The 17,507-nt window shown below is 72.6% G+C and carries 15 protein-coding genes; 7 read left to right on the top strand and 8 right to left on the bottom strand.

All coding sequences use genetic code 11. The features are described from left to right. Positions 1 to 30 precede the first annotated feature (30 nt). Positions 31 to 429 (top strand): Atu4866 domain-containing protein, encoded by a 399-nt coding sequence (locus tag RAN62_RS00980; protein ID WP_305782489.1) that lies wholly within the window; start codon positions 31 to 33, stop codon positions 427 to 429. A gap of 289 nt (positions 430 to 718) precedes the next feature. Here RAN62_RS00980 and RAN62_RS00975 read toward each other — a convergent pair whose 3' ends face one another. Next, a complete protein-coding gene (locus RAN62_RS00975; protein ID WP_305782488.1) occupies positions 719 to 1,894 on the bottom strand; it encodes an SGNH/GDSL hydrolase family protein in 1,176 nt (391 codons plus the stop codon). Between the two features lie 95 nt (positions 1,895 to 1,989). Between RAN62_RS00975 and RAN62_RS00970 the strand changes: the two genes are divergently transcribed. Genes RAN62_RS00970 through RAN62_RS00960 form a run of 3 tightly spaced genes read left to right on the top strand, consistent with a single transcriptional unit; the run spans position 1,990 to position 5,011 of the window. Then, the gene (locus RAN62_RS00970; RefSeq protein ID WP_305782487.1) at positions 1,990 to 2,514 is read left to right on the top strand and encodes a PadR family transcriptional regulator; all 525 of its coding nucleotides are present in this window, start codon (positions 1,990 to 1,992) and stop codon (positions 2,512 to 2,514) included. Then, positions 2,511 to 3,185 (top strand): ABC transporter ATP-binding protein, encoded by a 675-nt coding sequence (locus tag RAN62_RS00965; RefSeq protein WP_305782486.1) that lies wholly within the window; start codon positions 2,511 to 2,513, stop codon positions 3,183 to 3,185. Before RAN62_RS00970 ends, RAN62_RS00965 begins: the two co-directional genes overlap by 4 nt. After that, the gene (locus tag RAN62_RS00960) at positions 3,182 to 5,011 is read left to right on the top strand and encodes an FtsX-like permease family protein (protein WP_305782485.1); all 1,830 of its coding nucleotides are present in this window, start codon (positions 3,182 to 3,184) and stop codon (positions 5,009 to 5,011) included. The genes RAN62_RS00965 and RAN62_RS00960 overlap by 4 nt, the downstream gene beginning before the upstream one ends. Here RAN62_RS00960 and RAN62_RS00955 read toward each other — a convergent pair. Beyond that, positions 5,008 to 5,814, bottom strand: coding sequence for an SAM-dependent methyltransferase (locus RAN62_RS00955; protein ID WP_305782484.1), 807 nt, complete (start codon positions 5,812 to 5,814; stop codon positions 5,008 to 5,010). The genes RAN62_RS00960 and RAN62_RS00955 overlap by 4 nt on opposite strands. 53 nt (positions 5,815 to 5,867) lie before the next feature. Next, positions 5,868 to 6,143 carry a YggT family protein gene (locus tag RAN62_RS00950; RefSeq protein WP_305782483.1) on the bottom strand — a complete coding sequence of 92 codons (276 nt, stop codon included), beginning with the start codon at positions 6,141 to 6,143 and terminating at the stop codon, positions 5,868 to 5,870. A gap of 181 nt (positions 6,144 to 6,324) precedes the next feature. Here RAN62_RS00950 and RAN62_RS00945 point away from each other — a divergent pair, with 181 nt between their 5' ends. Together RAN62_RS00945 and RAN62_RS00940 are read left to right on the top strand one after the other, a co-directional pair. Further along, positions 6,325 to 7,272: a hypothetical protein gene (locus RAN62_RS00945; RefSeq protein ID WP_305782482.1), complete on the top strand. Its 948-nt coding sequence runs from the start codon at positions 6,325 to 6,327 to the stop codon at positions 7,270 to 7,272. A gap of 39 nt (positions 7,273 to 7,311) precedes the next feature. Continuing rightward, positions 7,312 to 8,115, top strand: a complete 804-nt coding sequence (locus RAN62_RS00940; protein ID WP_305782481.1) for a PrsW family glutamic-type intramembrane protease — start codon at positions 7,312 to 7,314, stop codon at positions 8,113 to 8,115. A gap of 7 nt (positions 8,116 to 8,122) precedes the next feature. Here RAN62_RS00940 and RAN62_RS00935 read toward each other — a convergent pair whose 3' ends face one another. Further along, positions 8,123 to 8,974, bottom strand: coding sequence for a helix-turn-helix transcriptional regulator (locus tag RAN62_RS00935; protein WP_305782480.1), 852 nt, complete (start codon positions 8,972 to 8,974; stop codon positions 8,123 to 8,125). Between the two features lie 242 nt (positions 8,975 to 9,216). Here RAN62_RS00935 and RAN62_RS00930 point away from each other — a divergent pair, with 242 nt between their 5' ends. After that, positions 9,217 to 10,212, top strand: a complete 996-nt coding sequence (locus tag RAN62_RS00930) for an aldo/keto reductase (protein WP_305782479.1) — start codon at positions 9,217 to 9,219, stop codon at positions 10,210 to 10,212. A 295-nt stretch (positions 10,213 to 10,507) separates the two neighbouring features. Here RAN62_RS00930 and RAN62_RS00925 read toward each other — a convergent pair whose 3' ends face one another. The 4 genes from RAN62_RS00925 to RAN62_RS00910 form a co-directional block, all read right to left on the bottom strand. Beyond that, positions 10,508 to 11,797: a multidrug effflux MFS transporter gene (locus tag RAN62_RS00925; protein ID WP_305782478.1), complete on the bottom strand. Its 1,290-nt coding sequence runs from the start codon at positions 11,795 to 11,797 to the stop codon at positions 10,508 to 10,510. A gap of 363 nt (positions 11,798 to 12,160) precedes the next feature. Continuing rightward, positions 12,161 to 13,816, bottom strand: a complete 1,656-nt coding sequence (locus RAN62_RS00920) for a beta-1,3-glucanase family protein (protein ID WP_305782477.1) — start codon at positions 13,814 to 13,816, stop codon at positions 12,161 to 12,163. A 539-nt stretch (positions 13,817 to 14,355) separates the two neighbouring features. Continuing rightward, positions 14,356 to 15,825 carry an ATP-binding protein gene (locus RAN62_RS00915; RefSeq protein ID WP_305782476.1) on the bottom strand — a complete coding sequence of 490 codons (1,470 nt, stop codon included), beginning with the start codon at positions 15,823 to 15,825 and terminating at the stop codon, positions 14,356 to 14,358. 1 nt (position 15,826) lies between these two features. Beyond that, positions 15,827 to 17,485, bottom strand: a complete 1,659-nt coding sequence (locus tag RAN62_RS00910; RefSeq protein ID WP_305782475.1) for an NAD(P)/FAD-dependent oxidoreductase — start codon at positions 17,483 to 17,485, stop codon at positions 15,827 to 15,829. Positions 17,486 to 17,507: the final 22 nt, after the last annotated feature.

Here is a 17,507-nt window from a genome sequence, read left to right as displayed (position 1 = left end):
AGTGGTCCCCGGGGCGAGCAGGCTTGATCCATGCACACGTTCGACCAGCCCACCACGCTTGTCCCGCTGACCCCCGGCGCCCTCACCGGCTTCGCCGTCCTGTCCGGCGCCCGCCCGGGCCCCTTGGAGCAGACGGTCTGGTGGCCCCGCGACGCTCTGCTGACGCACGGCGAGCCGGCGCCCGCCCCGTCGGACAGCCCCCACCTCGGCGCCTGGCACGACGACCGCACCGGCGTCATCCAATACCTGAGGCCCGACGGCCGCTACTCCGAGACCCGCAACGGCCGCCCCGACACCTACGTCGGCCACTTCTGGATCGCCGGCGACGACATCGTCTACCACGACGACCTCGACTTCTGGGCCTACGGCACCTTCGCCGGCGGCACTCTCGTCCACGCCGACTTCCGCTTCCGCCGCCGCCCGTCGTGACCCGCCGGCGGGCGGCGCCCTGCCCCGTGCCGGTTTCCGCCGCCCGCCCGCCGTCCGCCGCCCGCCCGCCGTCCGCCGTCCGCCGCCCGCCCGCCGTCCGCCGTCCGCCGTCCGCCCGCCGTTCGCCGCCCGCCGCCTGCGGCTCGCCGCTGACCGTCGCGTGCTACCGCCTGCCACTCGTCGCCGCCTGCCGCCTGCCGCGTGCCGTCGCCCGTCGCGTGCTGCCGCTCGCCGCCGGCCGTCGCGTGCCGCCGTCGTCGCTCGCCGGCCGCCGCGAGCCGGGGTCCGCTCAGTCGAAGAGCGCCAGGTCGATCGAGTCCGCCAGCGCCCGGTAGCCGGCGTCGTTGCCGTGCAGGTGGTCACCGGCGTGGAAGTCGTCGCGCATCCGGCTGGGACGCTCCGGGTCCCGCCACACGGCGTCGAAGTCGAGGACGGCGTCGAACGCCCCGCCGTCGCGGATCCAGGCGTTGACCTGCTGCCGGGCGCTCTCGCCGGCCGCGGTGAAGAGCTCCGACCCCTCGTAGGGCGCGATCGTCGTGCCGTGAACGCGGACCCCGTGAGCGCGTGCCCGGGCGACCAGCCCGAGGTACCCGGCGATCACGTCGTCCACCGACACGGGCGCGCCGGGGAACATCGCGAGGAAGCCGCCCACGGGACTGTCGGCACCGCGCGGCGCGAAGGACGTGATGATGTCGTTGCCGCCCACGGACAGCACCACGTGCCGCAGGCCGGGCGTCGCCAGCACGTCCCGGTCGAAGCGGGCGGCCGCGGCGGGCCCGATGCCGTCGTGGAGCATCCGGTTGCCGCTGATGCCCTGGTTGGCGACGTGAGCAGCGGGGGAGCCGCGCCCGGCGAGCCGTTCGGCCAGCAGTTCCGGCCAGCTGTGATGGGTGCCCGGCGTCGACCCGGCACCGTCGCTACGGGAGTCGCCCAGCACGACGACGCTCGCGCCCGGGCCGTCGGGGATCAGCTCGACGGCGGAGATCAGCGCCCGCACCGGCAGCGGCTCGACGTTGCCGGGCAGGGCAAGGGCGGCGGTCGCGTCCCCCGGAATCGTCCAGCCGGGGTCCAGGGCGGGATCGTGGTAGGTGCAGGTCTCGACGGTCTCCGGGAGATACAGGCTGACGGTCAGCTCGGACAGGGCGGGCACCCGCACGTCGACCGGATCGCTGAGCACGGGCGCCCCCGCCGGGACGACGGCCGTCACGGCGCCCGCGAAGGTCAGGGGGTACGCCCGCCCGCCGAGACCCAGCCGGGCCGCGCCGATGACGAGCGGCGTGGTCCCGTACTCGTTGGTGAAGCGCACCCGGACCCGCCGCCCGCCGCCGCCGATGCGCAGCACCTGGCGCACCGTCACGTCGCTCAGGGGCGGACGGCCGTCGAGCGAGCCGAGCCCGTCGTGGGGTGCCTGCGGCGACGCGCCCCAGCCGCGGACCCAGCCGGCAGTCACAGAAGTGTCGGTCATGCGCCCACCGTGGCGGAGGCGGCTGACACGGCACCGACACAAGACCGACATCCATGTATCCTCTCGGCGTATACGCCCGGCGTATAGTGCTCGTCATGACGGTGCCTCTGACGCTGCTGGGGCTGATGGAACGCCGGCCGCAGCACGGCTACGACCTCAAGCGCGACTACGACACCTGGTTCGGCCGGGACAAGCCGCTCTCGTACGGCCAGATCTACAACACGCTCGCCCGCCTCACCCGCGACGGCAAGGTCGTCGTCAGTGACATCGCGCCGGGGGCCGGGCCCGACCGCAAGCAGTACGTGATCACCGGCGACGGCGCCACGGAGTTCGACGCATGGCTGCGCAGTCCCGTCGAGCCCGAGCCGCACCTGCAGACCACGCTGTTCGCCAAGGTGACCCTCGCTCTGATGCTGGAGCGGGACGCGAGCGGTTACCTGGACCGGCAACGGGCGGCCCACCTGCGCCGCATGCGCGAGCTGACCGAGGTCAAACGCTCCGGCAGCCTCGTCGATGCCCTGCTCGCCGATCACGGGCTCTTCCACCTCGAGGCCGATCTGCGCTGGATCGAGCTGACCACCGCCCGCCTGGACCAGCTCGCCCGGGAGGTAGGCCGATGAGCCTGCTCGAAGCCCGCGACCTCGAGCTCCACTTCGGCCCGACCCCGGCGCTGCAGCGCGCGAGCCTGACCGTGCAGGCGGGCGAGCTGCTGGCGATCATGGGGCCGAGCGGCTCCGGCAAGTCCACGCTGCTGCACTGTCTCGCCGGCATTCTCGTACCCGACCGGGGCGAGGTGCACTTCGACGGCGCCCGGATCGACGGGCTCAACGAGACCGCGCGCAGCCCGTTGCGGCGGGATGCCTTCGGGTTCGTGTTCCAGTTCGGACAGCTGGTGCCCGAGCTGACCGCCGAGGAAAATGTCGCGCTGCCGCTGCTGCTCAACAAGGTCGGCCGCAGACAGGCGATCCAGGAGGCGCGGAGCTGGTTCCCGCGGCTCGGGCTCGACGGGCTCGAGCAGCGGCGGTCCGGCGAGCTGTCCGGGGGACAGGCGCAGCGGGTGGCGCTCGCGCGGGGGATGGTGGCGCGCCCGCGGGTGCTGTTCGCCGACGAGCCGACCGGAGCCCTCGACTCGCTGACCGGCGAGCACGTCATGGACCTGCTCGTGGAGTCGGCCCGGGCGCACGGCACGAGCGTCGTCGTCGTCACGCACGAGCCGCGCGTGGCCGCGTACGCGGATCGGGAAGTTGTCGTCCGGGACGGGCGCGTGCTGGCCGTGGCGGCGCTGTCGTGATCCGCTTCGGGTTGCGGCTGACCGTCGCCGGCGGGCGGGAGTCGGCCGTGCGGCTGGGCATCATCGCCGTCGCCGTCGCGCTCGGCGTCGCGATGCTCCTCGCCGCGGTCGCCGCGATGACGGGCGTGCAGAAGCAGGCCGACCGGTACGGCTGGGTCAACGCCGTGCCGGAGGAGGGCTGCTGGCACGACTGCTGGGCCGGGGTGCCGCCCTCGGCGATGCGAATCATCCTGGGCGTGGTCGCGGTCGCACTGATCTTCCCGCTGCTCATCCTGATCGGGTCGGCCACGCGCCTCGCCGCCACGCGCCGCGAGCAGAGGTACGCGGCCATGCGCCTGGCCGGAGCCACACCGAGACAAGTGGCGATCGTGTCCGCCGTGGAGTCGAGTGTGTCCGCCCTGGCCGGGACGCTTCTGGGCATCGGACTGTTCTACGCGCTCCGGGGGCCGGTCGCGTCGATCCCGCTGACCGGCGAGGCGATGTACCCGGCGGACCTCGCACCCGGGCTCCCCGGTTGTCTCGTGGTCGCGGTGGGCGTACCCGTGGCTTCGGCTCTTGCCGCCCGCTTCGCTCTGCGGCGCGTTCAGATCTCGCCGCTCGGGGTGAGCCGTCAGGCCCGCCGGCGTCCGCCGCGCGCGTGGCGCCTGGTGCCGCTCGGCCTCGGGCCGGCCGAGCTCGCCTCTTTCGTCGGCCGCCGCCCGCACGGCACCGACGCGCAGGTCCTCGCCTATCTGTCCGGCATCCTCGTCGTGATGATCGGCCTCGTGGTCGCCGGCCCGTGGCTGACCATGACCGCCGCCCGGCTGCTCGCCCGCCGGGCCCGCCGTCCCGCCGCCCTGATCGCGGCGCGCCGCCTCGCCGACGACCCGGGGGCCGGCTTCCGGGCGGTCAGCGGCATGGTGCTGGCGCTCTTCGTCACCACTGTCGCCGCCGGTGCCATCGCGACCAACGCGGCGGACCAGTCGTCGGCCGGCACCGGGGAGGCCTCGACCCTCTTCTATCCCTTCCGCGACGAGGCGACCCGGCCGACCGGCCCGGTGACGCCGCCGGGGCTGACTGGAGCCCTGGTCACCCGCACCGCCCCCGAGGGCCTGGCCGGCGCGCCCGACGGGATGTTCGCTCCCGACGTGCTCGCCTCCTGCGCCGACCTGGCCCGCGCGCCGGACACGCTCCCGTGCGCCCCGGGGGCGCGTACCGCCTGGGTGTTCGTCGATCCGACCGGCGTCCCGGCGGACTACCAAGCAAAGACCTGGCCTGCCGCGGATCTCGACCCGGCCCGGCTGGCGACCCTGCCCGCCGAGTCGATCATCGTCCGCACCGACGGCTCGACCGCCCAGGTCGAACGCGCTCGCACCCTCCTCGGCACCGCCTACCCGGCCAAGTGGGGCGCGCTCACCGGGGCGGACTGGGCGAAGGCGCAGGACGCGCTCTGGTCCGCGTGGCAGCGCCTCGCCGACGTGGTCACCGTGACCAGCCTGGTGATCGCCGGCCTGAGCCTCGCCGTCGCCGCCACCGGTGGCCTGGTCGAGCGCCGCCGCCCGTTCAGCATGCTCCGCCTGACCGGCGCGCCGCTGGGCATGCTCCGCCGCGTGGTCGCCCTGGAGAGCGCGGCACCGCTGCTGGTGGCGGCGACGGTCGCGGTGGCGATGGGTCTGCTCAGCGCCCATCTCTTCGCCCGGGCGCAGCTGGGGGAGTCACTGCGCTTCCCGGGTGTGACCTATGTGGTCGTGGTGGTGCTCGGAGTTCTCGCCGCGCTGGCCGTCATCGCCGGCACGCTGCCGCTGCTCCGCCGGGTCACCGGACCCGAGGCGGCCCGCAACGGTTAGTGCTTGCGGGCGACCACACCGTTGCAGGAGACGTCTTCGACGGCCGGGCGGGGCTGGCTCTCCGACCCCGCCCGCCACTCCGAGACCGACACGAGACCCGGGTCGACGAACTCGAGCCCGTGCAGCAGCTCCCGCAGCCGCTCGCCGGTGCGCGGGACGAACCGGCCGTCCCGGTTGCTGGCGGTCAGCTGCTCGATCGCCTCGGGCGACTGGAACTCCCAGGTCGCGTGGGAGGCGACCACATAGCTCCCGGCCGGCAGGGCGCCCACGAGCGTGTCGACGATGCCCTGCGGGTCCTCGTCGTCCCGGATGAAGTGCAGGACCGCGACGAGCAGCAGGGCGACCGGCTCGCCGAAGTCCAGCGTGGCCGCGAGGTCGGGGTGGGCCAGGATCTTGTCCGGCTCGCGCAGGTCGGCGTCCAGATAGGTGACCGCGCCCTCCGGCCCGCTCTTGATCAGCGCGCGGGCGTGGGTGAGCACGATCGGGTCGTTGTCCACATAGACCGTGCGGGTGGCGGGCTGGATCGCCTGGGCCACCTCGTGCGTGTTGCCCGGGGCCGGGATGCCCGTGCCTATGTCGAGGAACTGCCGGACGCCCTGCCGGGCCAGGAACTCGACCGACCGGCCGAGGAACATCCTGTTCTCCACGGCCATCAGGCGGATGCTCGGCATCGCGGCCTCGATCGCGTCGCCCGACGCCCGGTCGGCGGCGAAGTTGTCCTTGCCGCCGAGCCAGTAGTTGTAGCGCCGGGCGGGATGGGCGACGGTCGTGTCGAACCGGTCCGCGGATCCGCTGCTGGTCACCCGGCTGATCTTAGTCACCCTCCGTTGTCCCGGCCAGAGGGAGATCCACCGGATCAGATGAATGAGCGGATCAGCACGATCGCCAGGAACACGAGGAGGAACGCCACATCGATGCTCACCCCGCCGGCCCGCAACGGCGGGATCACCCGGCGCACGGGGGCGAGGATCGGCTCGGTGACCGAGTGGACCGCGCGTGTCGCCCGGGACCGGAACGACCCCGGCATGCTCGGTCCGGCCAGGACGACCGACCAGTCGAGCACCGCGCGCACGATGAGCAACACCTGCACCAGCAGCAACAACGTGTCCACCAGGAACAGCAGGGGACCCATCACAACCTCCGTGGAGTAATCGAGTCACCCCACTATGCGCGATCAAGTTGTGAGGCCGCTGAAAGCTGTCTGTGCCGCAGCTCCCCTCCGCAGAAAGCGAACAAGCGTTGTGCCGGCGGAGAATCTGGGAAAGCCTGGACACTTGAGTGGCTCGACGTGCCGGGGAGGGTACAGAGGCTGCATGACCGTCCGTGACGAACGGCTGAGGTTGGCGGACCGCAGCCGGGACATCACCGTTCGCTCCGCCCGTCCGGTGCCCCTCGACCCCCCGAGGAACGCCGGTGAGCTGCCACGCTATCTGCGTGCGCTGCGGCGGCTGGCGGACGCCGATGACCTGGCTGCCGCGTACGCGGGCTGCACGCTGGCCCGCGACGTGGCCGCGCGCGAGGGCGACCAGGCCGGCCTGGCCACTGTCTATTCCCAGCGTTCCTCGGTGGCGCGGCGGCTGGGGGAGCTGCCCGCCGCCCTCCGGGACGCGGAGGCCGCCGCCGCGCTGCCCCCGTTGCCGCCCGGTGCCGCGGCGCTGCTGACCTCGCGGCGGGTCGCCGTGCACCTCGACCGGGGCGAGATCGAGCGGGCCGAGCAGCTGATGAGCGACGCGGAGCTGCCCGACGAACCCGAATATCTGCTCCTGCGCTACGTCCGCGGCCGGCTGCACCTCGAGGCCGGCCGGCCCGGCGAGGCGCTGGCCGACCTCTACCGCTGCGGCGAGCGGCTGGCCGTGCGCGGCTCCGACCATCCGGCCGTGCTGCCGTGGCGCTCGGCCGCGGCGGAGGTGCTGGCCCAGCTCGGCGCGGGGGAGGCGGCCGAGCGGCTGCTCGGCGAGGAGATCGCGCTGACCCGGCGGCACGGGCTGGCCTCGGCGCTGGGCCGCGCGCTGCGGGTGCAGGGCCGGGTCACCGGGGGGACGGCGGCGGCCGAGGAGGCCGTACGCGTCCTGCACGGCACCCCGCGCCGCTTCGAGCTGGCGACGGCCCTGGTCGACCTCGGGGCGCTGCTGAACGCGGCCCGCCGGCGACCCCAGGCGCGGCGCATCCTACGCGACGGGCTCGAGCTTGCCCAGAAATGCGGCTCGCCCGCGCTCGTCGAGCGGGCCCAGCAGCTCGTACGCGGGCGGACGAACCGCTGACGCTGGCGCCCCGCGCCCGGGTGCGGAAGGATTCCGGCCATGCGTGATCTCTCCCGCCGCTGGGCGTGGCTCGGCGTCCTCGTGGTCGGCCTGGTGCTGTACGTCGTCGTGCTGCGCACCCTGGTCCACACGCAGAACCCCAACTTCGTCCCGGTGCTGCTCCTGCTCGGCGCGACGGTCGTACCCCTGGCGTTCCTGACGTTCGCCCAGGCCCGCACCGGCCACTGGCAGGTCCCCGCGTCCGCCCTGGTCACGGCGGCCTTCTTCGGCGGCGTCATCGGCGTGGTCGTCGCCGGCACGCTGGAGTACGACGCGCTGCGCGGCCTCGGCGCCCTGCCCATGCTCTTCGTGGCGATCATCGAGGAGGCGGCCAAGATGATCGTCCCGGTGGTCCTGCTCTTCGTGCTGCTCGCCCGGCACGGCCGCCGTCTGCCCTCCGACGGCCTGGTCATCGGCGTCGCGTCCGGCATGGGCTTCGCGGCGCTGGAGACCATGGGCTACGGCTTCACCGCGCTGCTCAGCTCGCAGGGCAGCATCGGCGCGGTCCAGGAGACCCTCTTCGTCCGCGGCCTCACCGCCCCCGCCGGCCACACGGCGTGGACCGGCCTCACGTGCGGCGCGCTCTGGGCGCTCATCGCGACCCCGACCGGCAAGAAGGCGCTGGCCTTCGCGGGCACCTTCGTCGGCGCGGTCGCCCTGCACACCGCCTGGGACACCTTCGGCGGCACGATCCCGTTCATCATCCTGGCGATCATCAGCCTGGGGTGGCTGTTCGTGGCGCTGCACCGCTACCGCGCCTTCGCCGAGCACACCCAGTGGGCGCCGCGCGAGCTGGTCGTCTGAGACCTTTCTAGTGCGCGGTGTCGCTCACCGGGAACTCCTCGACGCCGAGCACGCGCAGCAGCTCCAGCCGCTCCCGCGCCTCCCCGTCGGCCGGGGTGAGCACCAGCAGCTGCTGCCGCAGGTCCGGCGTGACCAGCGTCTCGCAGTCCATCAGCACCGGCCCGACCCGCGGATGCATGAAGGTCTTCCGGTCCGACCGCCGCACCTGCACCTCGTGCCCGGCCCACAGCTCCCGGAACTCCGCACTCACCGCCAGCAGCCGCTCGACCAGCCCCGTGACCTCGGGGTCCCCGGCCCGCCGCCCCGCGACCGCCCGCAAGTCGGCGACCAGTGACCGGGCGTGGTGCTCCCGCTCCTCCGCCCGGTGCACGGCGCCGACCTCCGGCTCGGTGAACCACCGGTAGATCACATGGCGCCGAACCCCGGTGAAGCCGGTGAGCCGTCCCCCGAGCAGCACGCTCATCCTGTTCTGGGCCAGCACCTCGCCGAGCTCGGTGAGCACCATCGCCGGATTGTCGCCGACCAGATCCAGCATGCGCAGCAGCCCCGCCCGGGCCAGCCGGGCCGTCCCCTCGGCGGGCGGCGGCTGATGCCCGGCCAGATGAAACAGGTGATCCCGCTCGTCGTCGGAGAGCCGCAGCGCCCGGGCCAGCGCGCCGAGCAGCTGGATCGAGGGCTGACTGCTGCGCCCCTGCTCGAGCCGCACGACATAGTCCACCGACATCCCGGCGAGCATGGCGACCTCTTCCCGCCGCAACCCCGCCGTCCGTCGTCGCGGCCCGTCCGTGATCCCGACCTCGGCCGGCCGGATCACCTCCCGCCGCCGCCGCAGGAAATCCGCGAGCTGTTCACGCTGCATGAACCCATCGTCGCTCGCCGCCCGCCCCCGAGACAGGGAGAGCCGCTCCCTGTCTCACCCGCCGCCGCGCGCCGCCCGCCGCCCGCCGTCCGCCCGCCGCCGGTGTCCGCCCGCCGTCCGCTGCCCGCCGCCCGCCCGCCGCCCAGACAGGGAGAGCCGCTCCCACGATGAGCGCTCCGCTCCCGTATCCGGGAAATCGGGCGCACCGTGGTCACCGGCACCGAACCTTCGAGGAGACCATGATGCAGACCCGAACCCTGGGCACCACCGGCCCGACCGTCTCCGCCCTCGGCCTGGGCGCGATGGGCATGTCGAACGGCGTCTACGGACCCAGCGACCGCGCCGAGAGCATCGCGACCGTGCACGCCGCCCTCGACGCCGGCGTGACCCTGATCGACACCGGCGACTTCTACGCCTCGGGGCACAACGAGATGCTGCTCGGCGAGGCCCTGCGCGACCGGCCGCGCGACAGCTACCTGCTGAGCGTCAAGTTCGGCGCCCTGATGAGCCCGGGTGGCTTGCCCGGCGGCCAGGACAACCGGCCCGTGGCGCTGAAGAACTTCCTGCTCTACTCGCTCAACCGGCTGGGCGTCGACCACATCGACATCTACCGCCCGGCCCGCCTCGACCCGGCCGTCCCGATCGAGGACACCGTCGGCGCCATCAAGGAGCTGATCGACGCCGGGTACGTCCGGCACCTGGGCCTCTCCGAGGTGGGCGCCGACACGATCCGCCGGGCCCACGCCGTCCACCCCGTCGCCGACCTCCAGGTCGAGTACTCCGTCCTGTCCCGGGGCGTCGAGGCGGAGGTGCTGCCGGTGCTGCGCGAACTGGGCATCGGCATGACGGCGTACGGGGTCCTCGGCCGTGGCCTGATCGGCGGCCACTACACCCCGGGCGAGCCCCGGCCCGGCGACAACCGGCACCGCATGCCCCGCTTCGCCGAGGGCAACATCGAGCACAACCTCGCCCTGGTCGACGCCCTCCGCCGCGTCGCCGAGGCCCGGGGCTGCACCGTCGCCCAGCTCGCCATCGCCTGGGTGGCCGCCCAGGACCCGGCCGTGGTCCCCCTCGCCGGCATCCGCACCCGCACCCGCCTGGCCGAGGCCCTCCCCGCCCTCGACGTCCACCTCACCCCCGACGACCTGACCGCCATCGCCGAGGCCGTCCCCGCCGGCGCCGCCCGCGGCGACCGCTACCCGACCGCCATGATGTCCACCCTCGCCATCGGCAACTGAAAGCCCGAGCCGTCGGCAACTGAAAGCCCGAGCCGTCGGCAACTGAAAGCCCGAGCCGTCGGCAACTGAAAGCGCACGCCGCCCGCTCGGAAGCCGCACAGACGTCGCGCCGCCGGCAAGGACAATCCGTGCCGCCGGCGACCGAAGCTGTCGACAACCGGAATCCGCGCCGATGGCGGCCACCGAAACGCCGCGGGGCCCGCACTCACCAGGAGTGCGGGCCCCGCTCAACAAGCCGACGCGTCAGCGCGCCGCCGGACGCGCGACCGCCAAGCGTCACGCGTGACCGAACACGTCAGTGGGCGACCACGACCGGCCCCTCGGACCGCTCCACGGGCAGCGTCCACGGGCGCACGACCAGCGCGAGCACGACATTCGCCGCGACCATGCCCCCGGCGATGACCAGCGACATGCCGACCGCGTCCGAGCCGAGCAGACCGACCAGCGGCGCCGACAGCGCGCCCACGCCGAACTGCACCGCGCCCAGCAGCGCCGCCGCCGTGCCGGCCGCCTCGCCGTGGCGGGAGAGGGCCAGGGCCGGGGCGTTCGGCATGGCCAGGCCCGTGGCGGCGAGAACCAGCCAGAGCGGGACCAGGATGCCGAAGAGGCCGCCGAAGTCGAGCGCCGCGAAGAGCAGCAGCACCAGGCCGGCCACGGCGCCCGCGGCCAGTGAGGTGACGAGGATCTGGGCCGGCGTCCAGCGGCGGAGCAGCACGACGTTGCCCTGGGTGGCCAGGATCAGGCCGACCGCCCCGGCGCCGAAGACGAAGCCGAACTGCTGCTCCGACATCCCGTACTCCTGCTGGAAGACGAAGGACGACCCCGACACGTACGCGAACATCGCCGAGAAGGCGAGCCCGGCGACCAGGATCAGGCCGATGTACGCGCGGTCCTGGAACAGCCGTCCGTAGTCGCGCAGCGTGCCGACGACGCCGCCGTTGCGCCGGCGGGCCGGTTCGAGCGTCTCGGGCAGGCCGAGGGCGGTGACGGTGAGGATGGCGACGCCGAAGAGGGCGAGCACCACGAACACGCCGCGCCACGAGGTCCAGTTGAGGACGATGCCGCCGAGCGTCGGGGCCAGGATCGGCGCGGCGCCCATGACCAGCATGAGGCGGGAGAGCAGCTTGGCGGCGGGCAGCCCGGTGAACAGGTCGCGTACGACCGCCATGGCGATGACGGCGGCGGAGGCGGCGCCGAGGCCCTGCAGCACGCGGAGCGAGCCGAGCACGGCCAGGTTGGGCGCGATCACGCACAGGACCGACGCCAGGATGTGCACGGCGACGCCGGCGAGCAGCGGGCCCCGGCGTCCGACCGCGTCGGAGAGCGGGCCCATCAGCAGCTGGCCGAGCGCGAGGCCGGCCAGCGTGCCTGTCAGCGTGAGCTGGATGGCCGCGTCGGTCGTCTGCAGGTCGGTCACGATCGTCGGCAGCGCCGGCAGATACATGTCGATGGTGAGCGGGCCGATGGCGATGAGGAAGCCGAGCACCAGCACGAGCCGCACCCGTGCGCCCGTCGACATCAGCTCGCCCGGGGTCTTGCCGGCCTGCGGGACAACCACGGCCTCACGGTCGGGGGCCTGGGTCATGAAGAATCCGTCCGTCGTCGGTACCTTGCCGCGGGCGTGCATGTGCATGAGGCACACAACGCCCACGACGTCGACAAGACCAGACCTGCAGACTGCATTCCCCGAATTGCGCTTTTCGTGGGCGCCGTCACAAACCAGGAAAACGGATTATTACGTACGCGTAAAACGGTCTCACGCCTCGGTAAAAGGCTGGACAAAAGCAGCCGGCGCGCCTGTCCCCCGTGGGCAGGCGCGCCGGCTGGTTCCTCGGCGGAGCAGTGAATGCCTCCGTCATGTCGTGCGGCGACGGGCAGTGGTTGCCTTCGTCATGTCGTGCAGTGGCAGGTGCGGCCGCCGTCACCCGGGCGGCGGCCGCGCGACCGGTCAGAACCGGCTGAGCACGATCCCGGCCTGACGCGGGTCGCCCGAGTGCACGAGCGACTCCTGGTTCTGCACGTCGTCGAAGGCGAACGCGTACGCCTTGCCGTCCTTCATCTGCTCGTGGATCACCTTGGCGTAGTGGTTGGCCGGCTCGCCCTGGTAGAAGTCCGCCGCGCCGCCGCTGGGCTGGGTGTCGAGCGTGCCGAGCGTCGTGCGTTGCATCGCGGCGCACAGCGTCCGGGCGATCGGGCCGACGACCAGGTCGTTCGGGGCGCCGAGCGCGCCGTCGCAGCCCCACACGTTGGCGGTCGACGGCTTGGTGAAGGAGGCGACGGTCTTGCCCGAGCCGTCGGTGAAGTTCATGACGTTGCCACTGGTCTTGCCGAAGAACTTGGTGTTCGGCTGGTCGCCGAAGGGAACCACGGTCAAAGTCTTCGACGTGTACGCGTTCCACGCCCGCGTGATGTACGGGTCGAGATACGTGGCGCTCATCAGCCCGGCGTCGGCCGCCTTGCCCGGGGCGAGCACGCGGAGCACCGTACCGTCGGCGCGGGTGACCACGCTCTTGGCGAAGTCGGGCTGGGCCTTGATCTGGTCGATGACCTTCTGCCGCCCGCCGTCCTTGAGCTCGCCGGTCTTGAAGGTGACCCCGTCGCCGCCCTGCACGCTGACCACGTGCGGCACCGCGAACATGTCGACCTGCGAGCTGTTGAGCCAGAGGCCGGAGTCGTTGAGCGTGAACTCGCTCCAGTCGAAGAGGATGTCGTGGTTCGGGTCGCCCCCGGCCCACGGCGCGGGCTGCACCAGGCCGTCGGTGGTGAGCCGGAAGTCCAGCTTCTTGCCGAACGACATGTAGAGCCGGCCGGACAGGTTCTTCGGCATCTTGATGGTCTTGCTCGACCCGTTGCCCGGGCCCGCGATCGACACGTCCGGCGCGGGCACCGGCACGGAGCCGCCGCCCGTCCACTGCGTGAACGCCCCGTCGGCGTTGACGTAGCCGAGCTTGCCCGTCGTCAGGTTCGTCCCGAGCACGTAGAGGTAGACGGCGTCGGAGCGGCCGGTGTCGTTGGTGACCTTGACCGGCAGCAGGTTCGAGGCCGGCGGCACGCTGGTGTCCTCGGCCGGCTTGGTCGTCGGCGCGGTCGTGGGCGTCTTCGAGGTGGGCGCCGTGGTCGGGGCCTTCGTCGTCGGCGCCACCGTCGGAGCTGTCGTGGCCGGTTTGGTGGGAGCAACGGTCGGCGCGGTCGTGGTGGTGCCGCCGCCGCCCGAGCCCGCGCACGGCTGCCCGTTGATCAGGCAGTTGATCGGCGTGGCGCCCGAACCGACGAACCCGAAGGAGACCTTGCCGTCGCCGGGCACATTCCCGTTCCAGGCCCGGTTGGTGAAGGTCCGGTGCTGACCGCTGGCCACCATGTCGGCTTCCCAGAAGCTGCCGATCGTCGCGCCCGCGGGCAGGTCGAACTCGACCTTCCACGAGCTCATGGCCGACGACGCGCCGTTGGTGATCGTCACGTCACCCTGCCACCCGGTGCCCCAGTCGGACGTCTTGGTGAAGACCGCGGTCGTGGCGGCCGCGGACGCCGGCAGGGCGATCCAGGCGGTCCCCGCGGCTGCCACCACGGCGGCTGCGGAGAGGATGAGTGTTCGCTTGCGACGCATCAGGGGTGCTCCGGGGATGACGGGGGACGGTCACGGCCGGATCGAATTATTGAGGCCCCCGCTCTGACCAGGCGTTCCTTAAGATCATCATTAAAGTTCCGCACAGTCGCTTCGCCCGGTCTCGCGGTGATATGCCGGAATATCCCCGACCGCCTCGTTAAGGTCGGCCCGTCACCAAGGGCAACCACCACGGCAGCAACGGGCACCCGCCCGGACGCGATGCCCAGCAGCGAAGCGGGCATGGCCACGAGTATCAACGCAAGCGTGAGGCCGGATGCGGTAACGCGCAGTCACACGAAATGCGGTGCGAGCCGGCGCTCGTGCGGCGTGGCGAGCAGGCCACCCCCCGGACGCGGCGGCGGGCACAACATGACGGCGTGGCGGCGAGCGACCGCCGACGTGGCGGCGGACACGACGACGCGGTGCGGCAGCGGACATGACGACGCGGTGCGGCAGCGGGCACGACGACCCGGTGCGGCAGCGGACATGACGAAACGGCGTGGCTCCCGGCAGGGAACCACGCCGCGTCAAGCCGCGGATCAGCGCGACGGCGGCTCGGAGACCGGCAGCTTCACCAGGAACCGCGTGTCGCCCGGCTGCGACTTCACGACGATGTCCCCGCCGTGCCCGTTGACGACGATGCGGTAGGAGATGTCGAGCCCGAGCCCCGTCCCCTCGCCCACCGGCTTCGTGGTGAAGAACGGCTCGAAGACCCGCTTGCGCAGCTCCTCGGGGATGCCCGGCCCGCTGTCACCGATCGACACGATGACGTGGTCGTCCACCCGGAAGGTCTTCACCGTGAGCGTCCCGGCGCCGTGCATGGCCTGGACGGCGTTGTCGATGATGTTGGTCCAGACCTGGTTGAGCTCGGCCGGGTGGGCGGGCACCTGCGGCAGCGACCGGTCGTAGTCCTTGACGACCTTGACCCCGTCGCCGATCTTGTGGCCGAGCATGACCAGCGTGCTGTCGAGGCCGGTGTGCACGTCGATCCACTGGTGGGCGGCCCGGTCGAGCTGCGAGTACTGCTTGGCCGCGGTCACCAGCGACGACACCCGGCCGGTGGCGTCCTCGATGTCGCTCATCAGCTGCTCGGTCTCGAGCGCGTAGCCGATCCAGTGGATAGCCTGGTCGAGCAGCTCGGGCGTGCCGACCCGGGCCTCGATGTCGTCGAGGCAGTCGATGTCGAGGCCGCCCTGGGCGAAGACCGGCGCGAGGTCCCAGGCGCCGGTGACGTGGCGCTCGTCCATCCAGTCGCCCAGCTCGTCCTCGCGGTCGGCGGCCTGGATGGCGGTCAGCGCGGGGGCCTTGGCGGCCCGCTCGATGACGTCCTCCTGCAGCTCGACCAGCGCGTCGAGCCGGTCCGGGGCGACCTTGCCGGCGGCGAGCATGCCCAGCTTGTGGCGCATGCCGGCGACCCGCTGCCGGAGGGCGCCGGTGGCCCGGGAGGCGGCCGCGGCCGGGTTGTTGAGCTCGTGCATGAGGCCGGCCGACAGGGCGCCGAGCGCGACGAGGCGCTGCCGCTCGTTGATCCGGGCCTGCTGGTTCTGCCAGCCGAGGGCCAGCCCCTCGAGCAGGTGGATCGCCATCGGGAACCACTCGCGCATCATCCAGCCGAAGTCCTCGGCGCTGAGCACGAAGAAGTCGGCGTCGTCGAGGGCCCGCGTCGTGGCCGGGTATTTCCGCTCGACGCCCTCGTCCTGGATGTAGGCCTGCGTGGCGCCCATGTAGACGCCGCGCTGCTCCGTGCGGCTGGTGCGCACGTCGTCCTCGCCGATCCGGCGGCTGAGCGCGATGGTGCCGCTGAGCAGGACCAGGAAGAGCTCGGCGGGGTCGCCCTCGCGCAGGACCAGGGAGCCGGCCGGGGCGTGCATGGTGCAGCCGTGCTCGACCAGCCAGGCCAGCTGGTCGTCGGTCAGCTTCTCGAACAGGAAGAGCGTCTTGAGCTCGGCGGCGGAGAGCTTGCCGGGCTCACAGGGCGCCAGCACCACGGTTTCGGCGACGTCGCTCATCTCACTGTGCCTCCAGGTAACGATGGACCAGCGTGACGGCCATCGCGCCCTCGCCGACCGCCGAGGCCACCCGTTTGACCGAGTTGGCCCGGACGTCGCCGGCGGCGAAGATGCCGGGAACACTGCACTCCAGGTAGAACGGATCGCGGTCCCGATCCCATCCCGCCGGACGGGTGCCGTTCGAGAGCAGATCGGGACCCGTGTAGACGAAGCCGCGCTCGTCGCGGGCCACGGCGGTGCCGAGCCAGTCGGTGCGCGGCTCCGCCCCGATGAAGATGAAGAGGTAGCCGCACTCGACGCTGGCCTGCGCGCCGTTCTTGCTGTCGCAGATCGTGATCGCCTGCAGGTGCCCGTCGCCCTCGGCCGCGACGACCTCGCACCGGGTGCGCACGTGGATGTTCTCCACTTGGGCGAGCTGCTGGATCAGGTAGTAGGACATCGACGCCTCGAGCGAGTCGCCGCGCACGAGCAGCGTGACGCTCTTGGCATAGCGGGAGAAGAACAGCGCCGCCTGCCCGGCCGAGTTGGCGCCGCCCACGATGTAGACGTCGCTGCCCGCGCAGGAGGGCCCCTCGGTCGACGCCGAGCCGTAGTAGACCCCGGAGCCGGTCAGCTGCGCGATGCCGTCGGCGGCCAGCGGCCGGTAGGCGACCCCGGTGGCCAGGACGATCGAGTGCGCCGAGATCTCGCCGCCGTCGGCGAAGGTCAGCGTGCGGGCCGAGCCGTCGGTGCGCAGCCCGGTGACCTCGCGCGTGTTGAGCACCTCGGCCTCGAACTTGCCGGCCTGCCGCCGCGCCCGGTCGGTGAGCTGCGCGCCGGAGATGCCGTCGGGGAAGCCCAGATAATTTTCGATGCGGGAGCTCTGACCGGCCTGCCCGCCCACCGCCTGCCGCTCGACCAGCAGCGTCTTGAGGCCCTCGGAGGCGCCGTAGACCGCGGCGCCCAGCCCGGCCGGGCCGCCGCCCACGATGACGAGGTCGTAGAACTCGCGGTTGGGGCTGGTGGACAGCCCGGCGACCTCGGCGACCTCCGAGGTGCTGGGCTGGCGCAGGGCCCGGCCGTCCGCGGTCACCACCAGCGGGATCGCCTCGGGGCCGACCGACGCGGCCTCCAGCAGGCGGCGCCCCTCCGGCTCCTCCGCGGAGAACCACTTGTAGGGCACCAGGTTGCGCGCCAGGAAGTCGCGGATCTGGTAGGACGGCTCGCTCCACCGGTGGCCGACGACGCGGATGTCCTCGACCTCGCGGTCGCCGGTGGCCTGCCAGGCGTCGAGCAGCGCGTCGATGACCGGATAGAGCTTCTCCTCCGGCGGGTCCCACGGCTTGAGCAGGTAGTGGTCGACGTCGACCACGTTGATCGCCTGGATCGCGGCGTCGGTGTCGGCATAGGCCGTGAGCAGCGCCCGCCGGGCGTTCGGGAACAGGTCCATCGCCTGCTCGAGGAACTCGATGCCGTTCATCTGGGGCATCCGGTAGTCGGCGAGCATCACCGCGACCCGGCCGCCGCGCAGCTTGATGTCGCGCAGCGCCTCGAGGGCGTCGGCGGCCGAGGAGGCCCGGATGATCCGGTGGTGCTCGCCGTAGCGGCGGCGCAGGTCGCGCGCGATGGCGCGCGACACCGAGGGGTCGTCGTCGACGGTCAGGATCGCGGGGTGGCCCATGAGCAGTCCTCAGCCGTAGTGG

The organism is Symbioplanes lichenis, from assembly GCF_030709675.1.
Classification (GTDB): Bacteria; Actinomycetota; Actinomycetes; order Mycobacteriales; family Micromonosporaceae; genus Actinoplanes; species Actinoplanes lichenis.
Note: the sequence above shows the minus strand (reverse complement) of the source record. Positions and strands in the feature narration are given on the sequence as shown.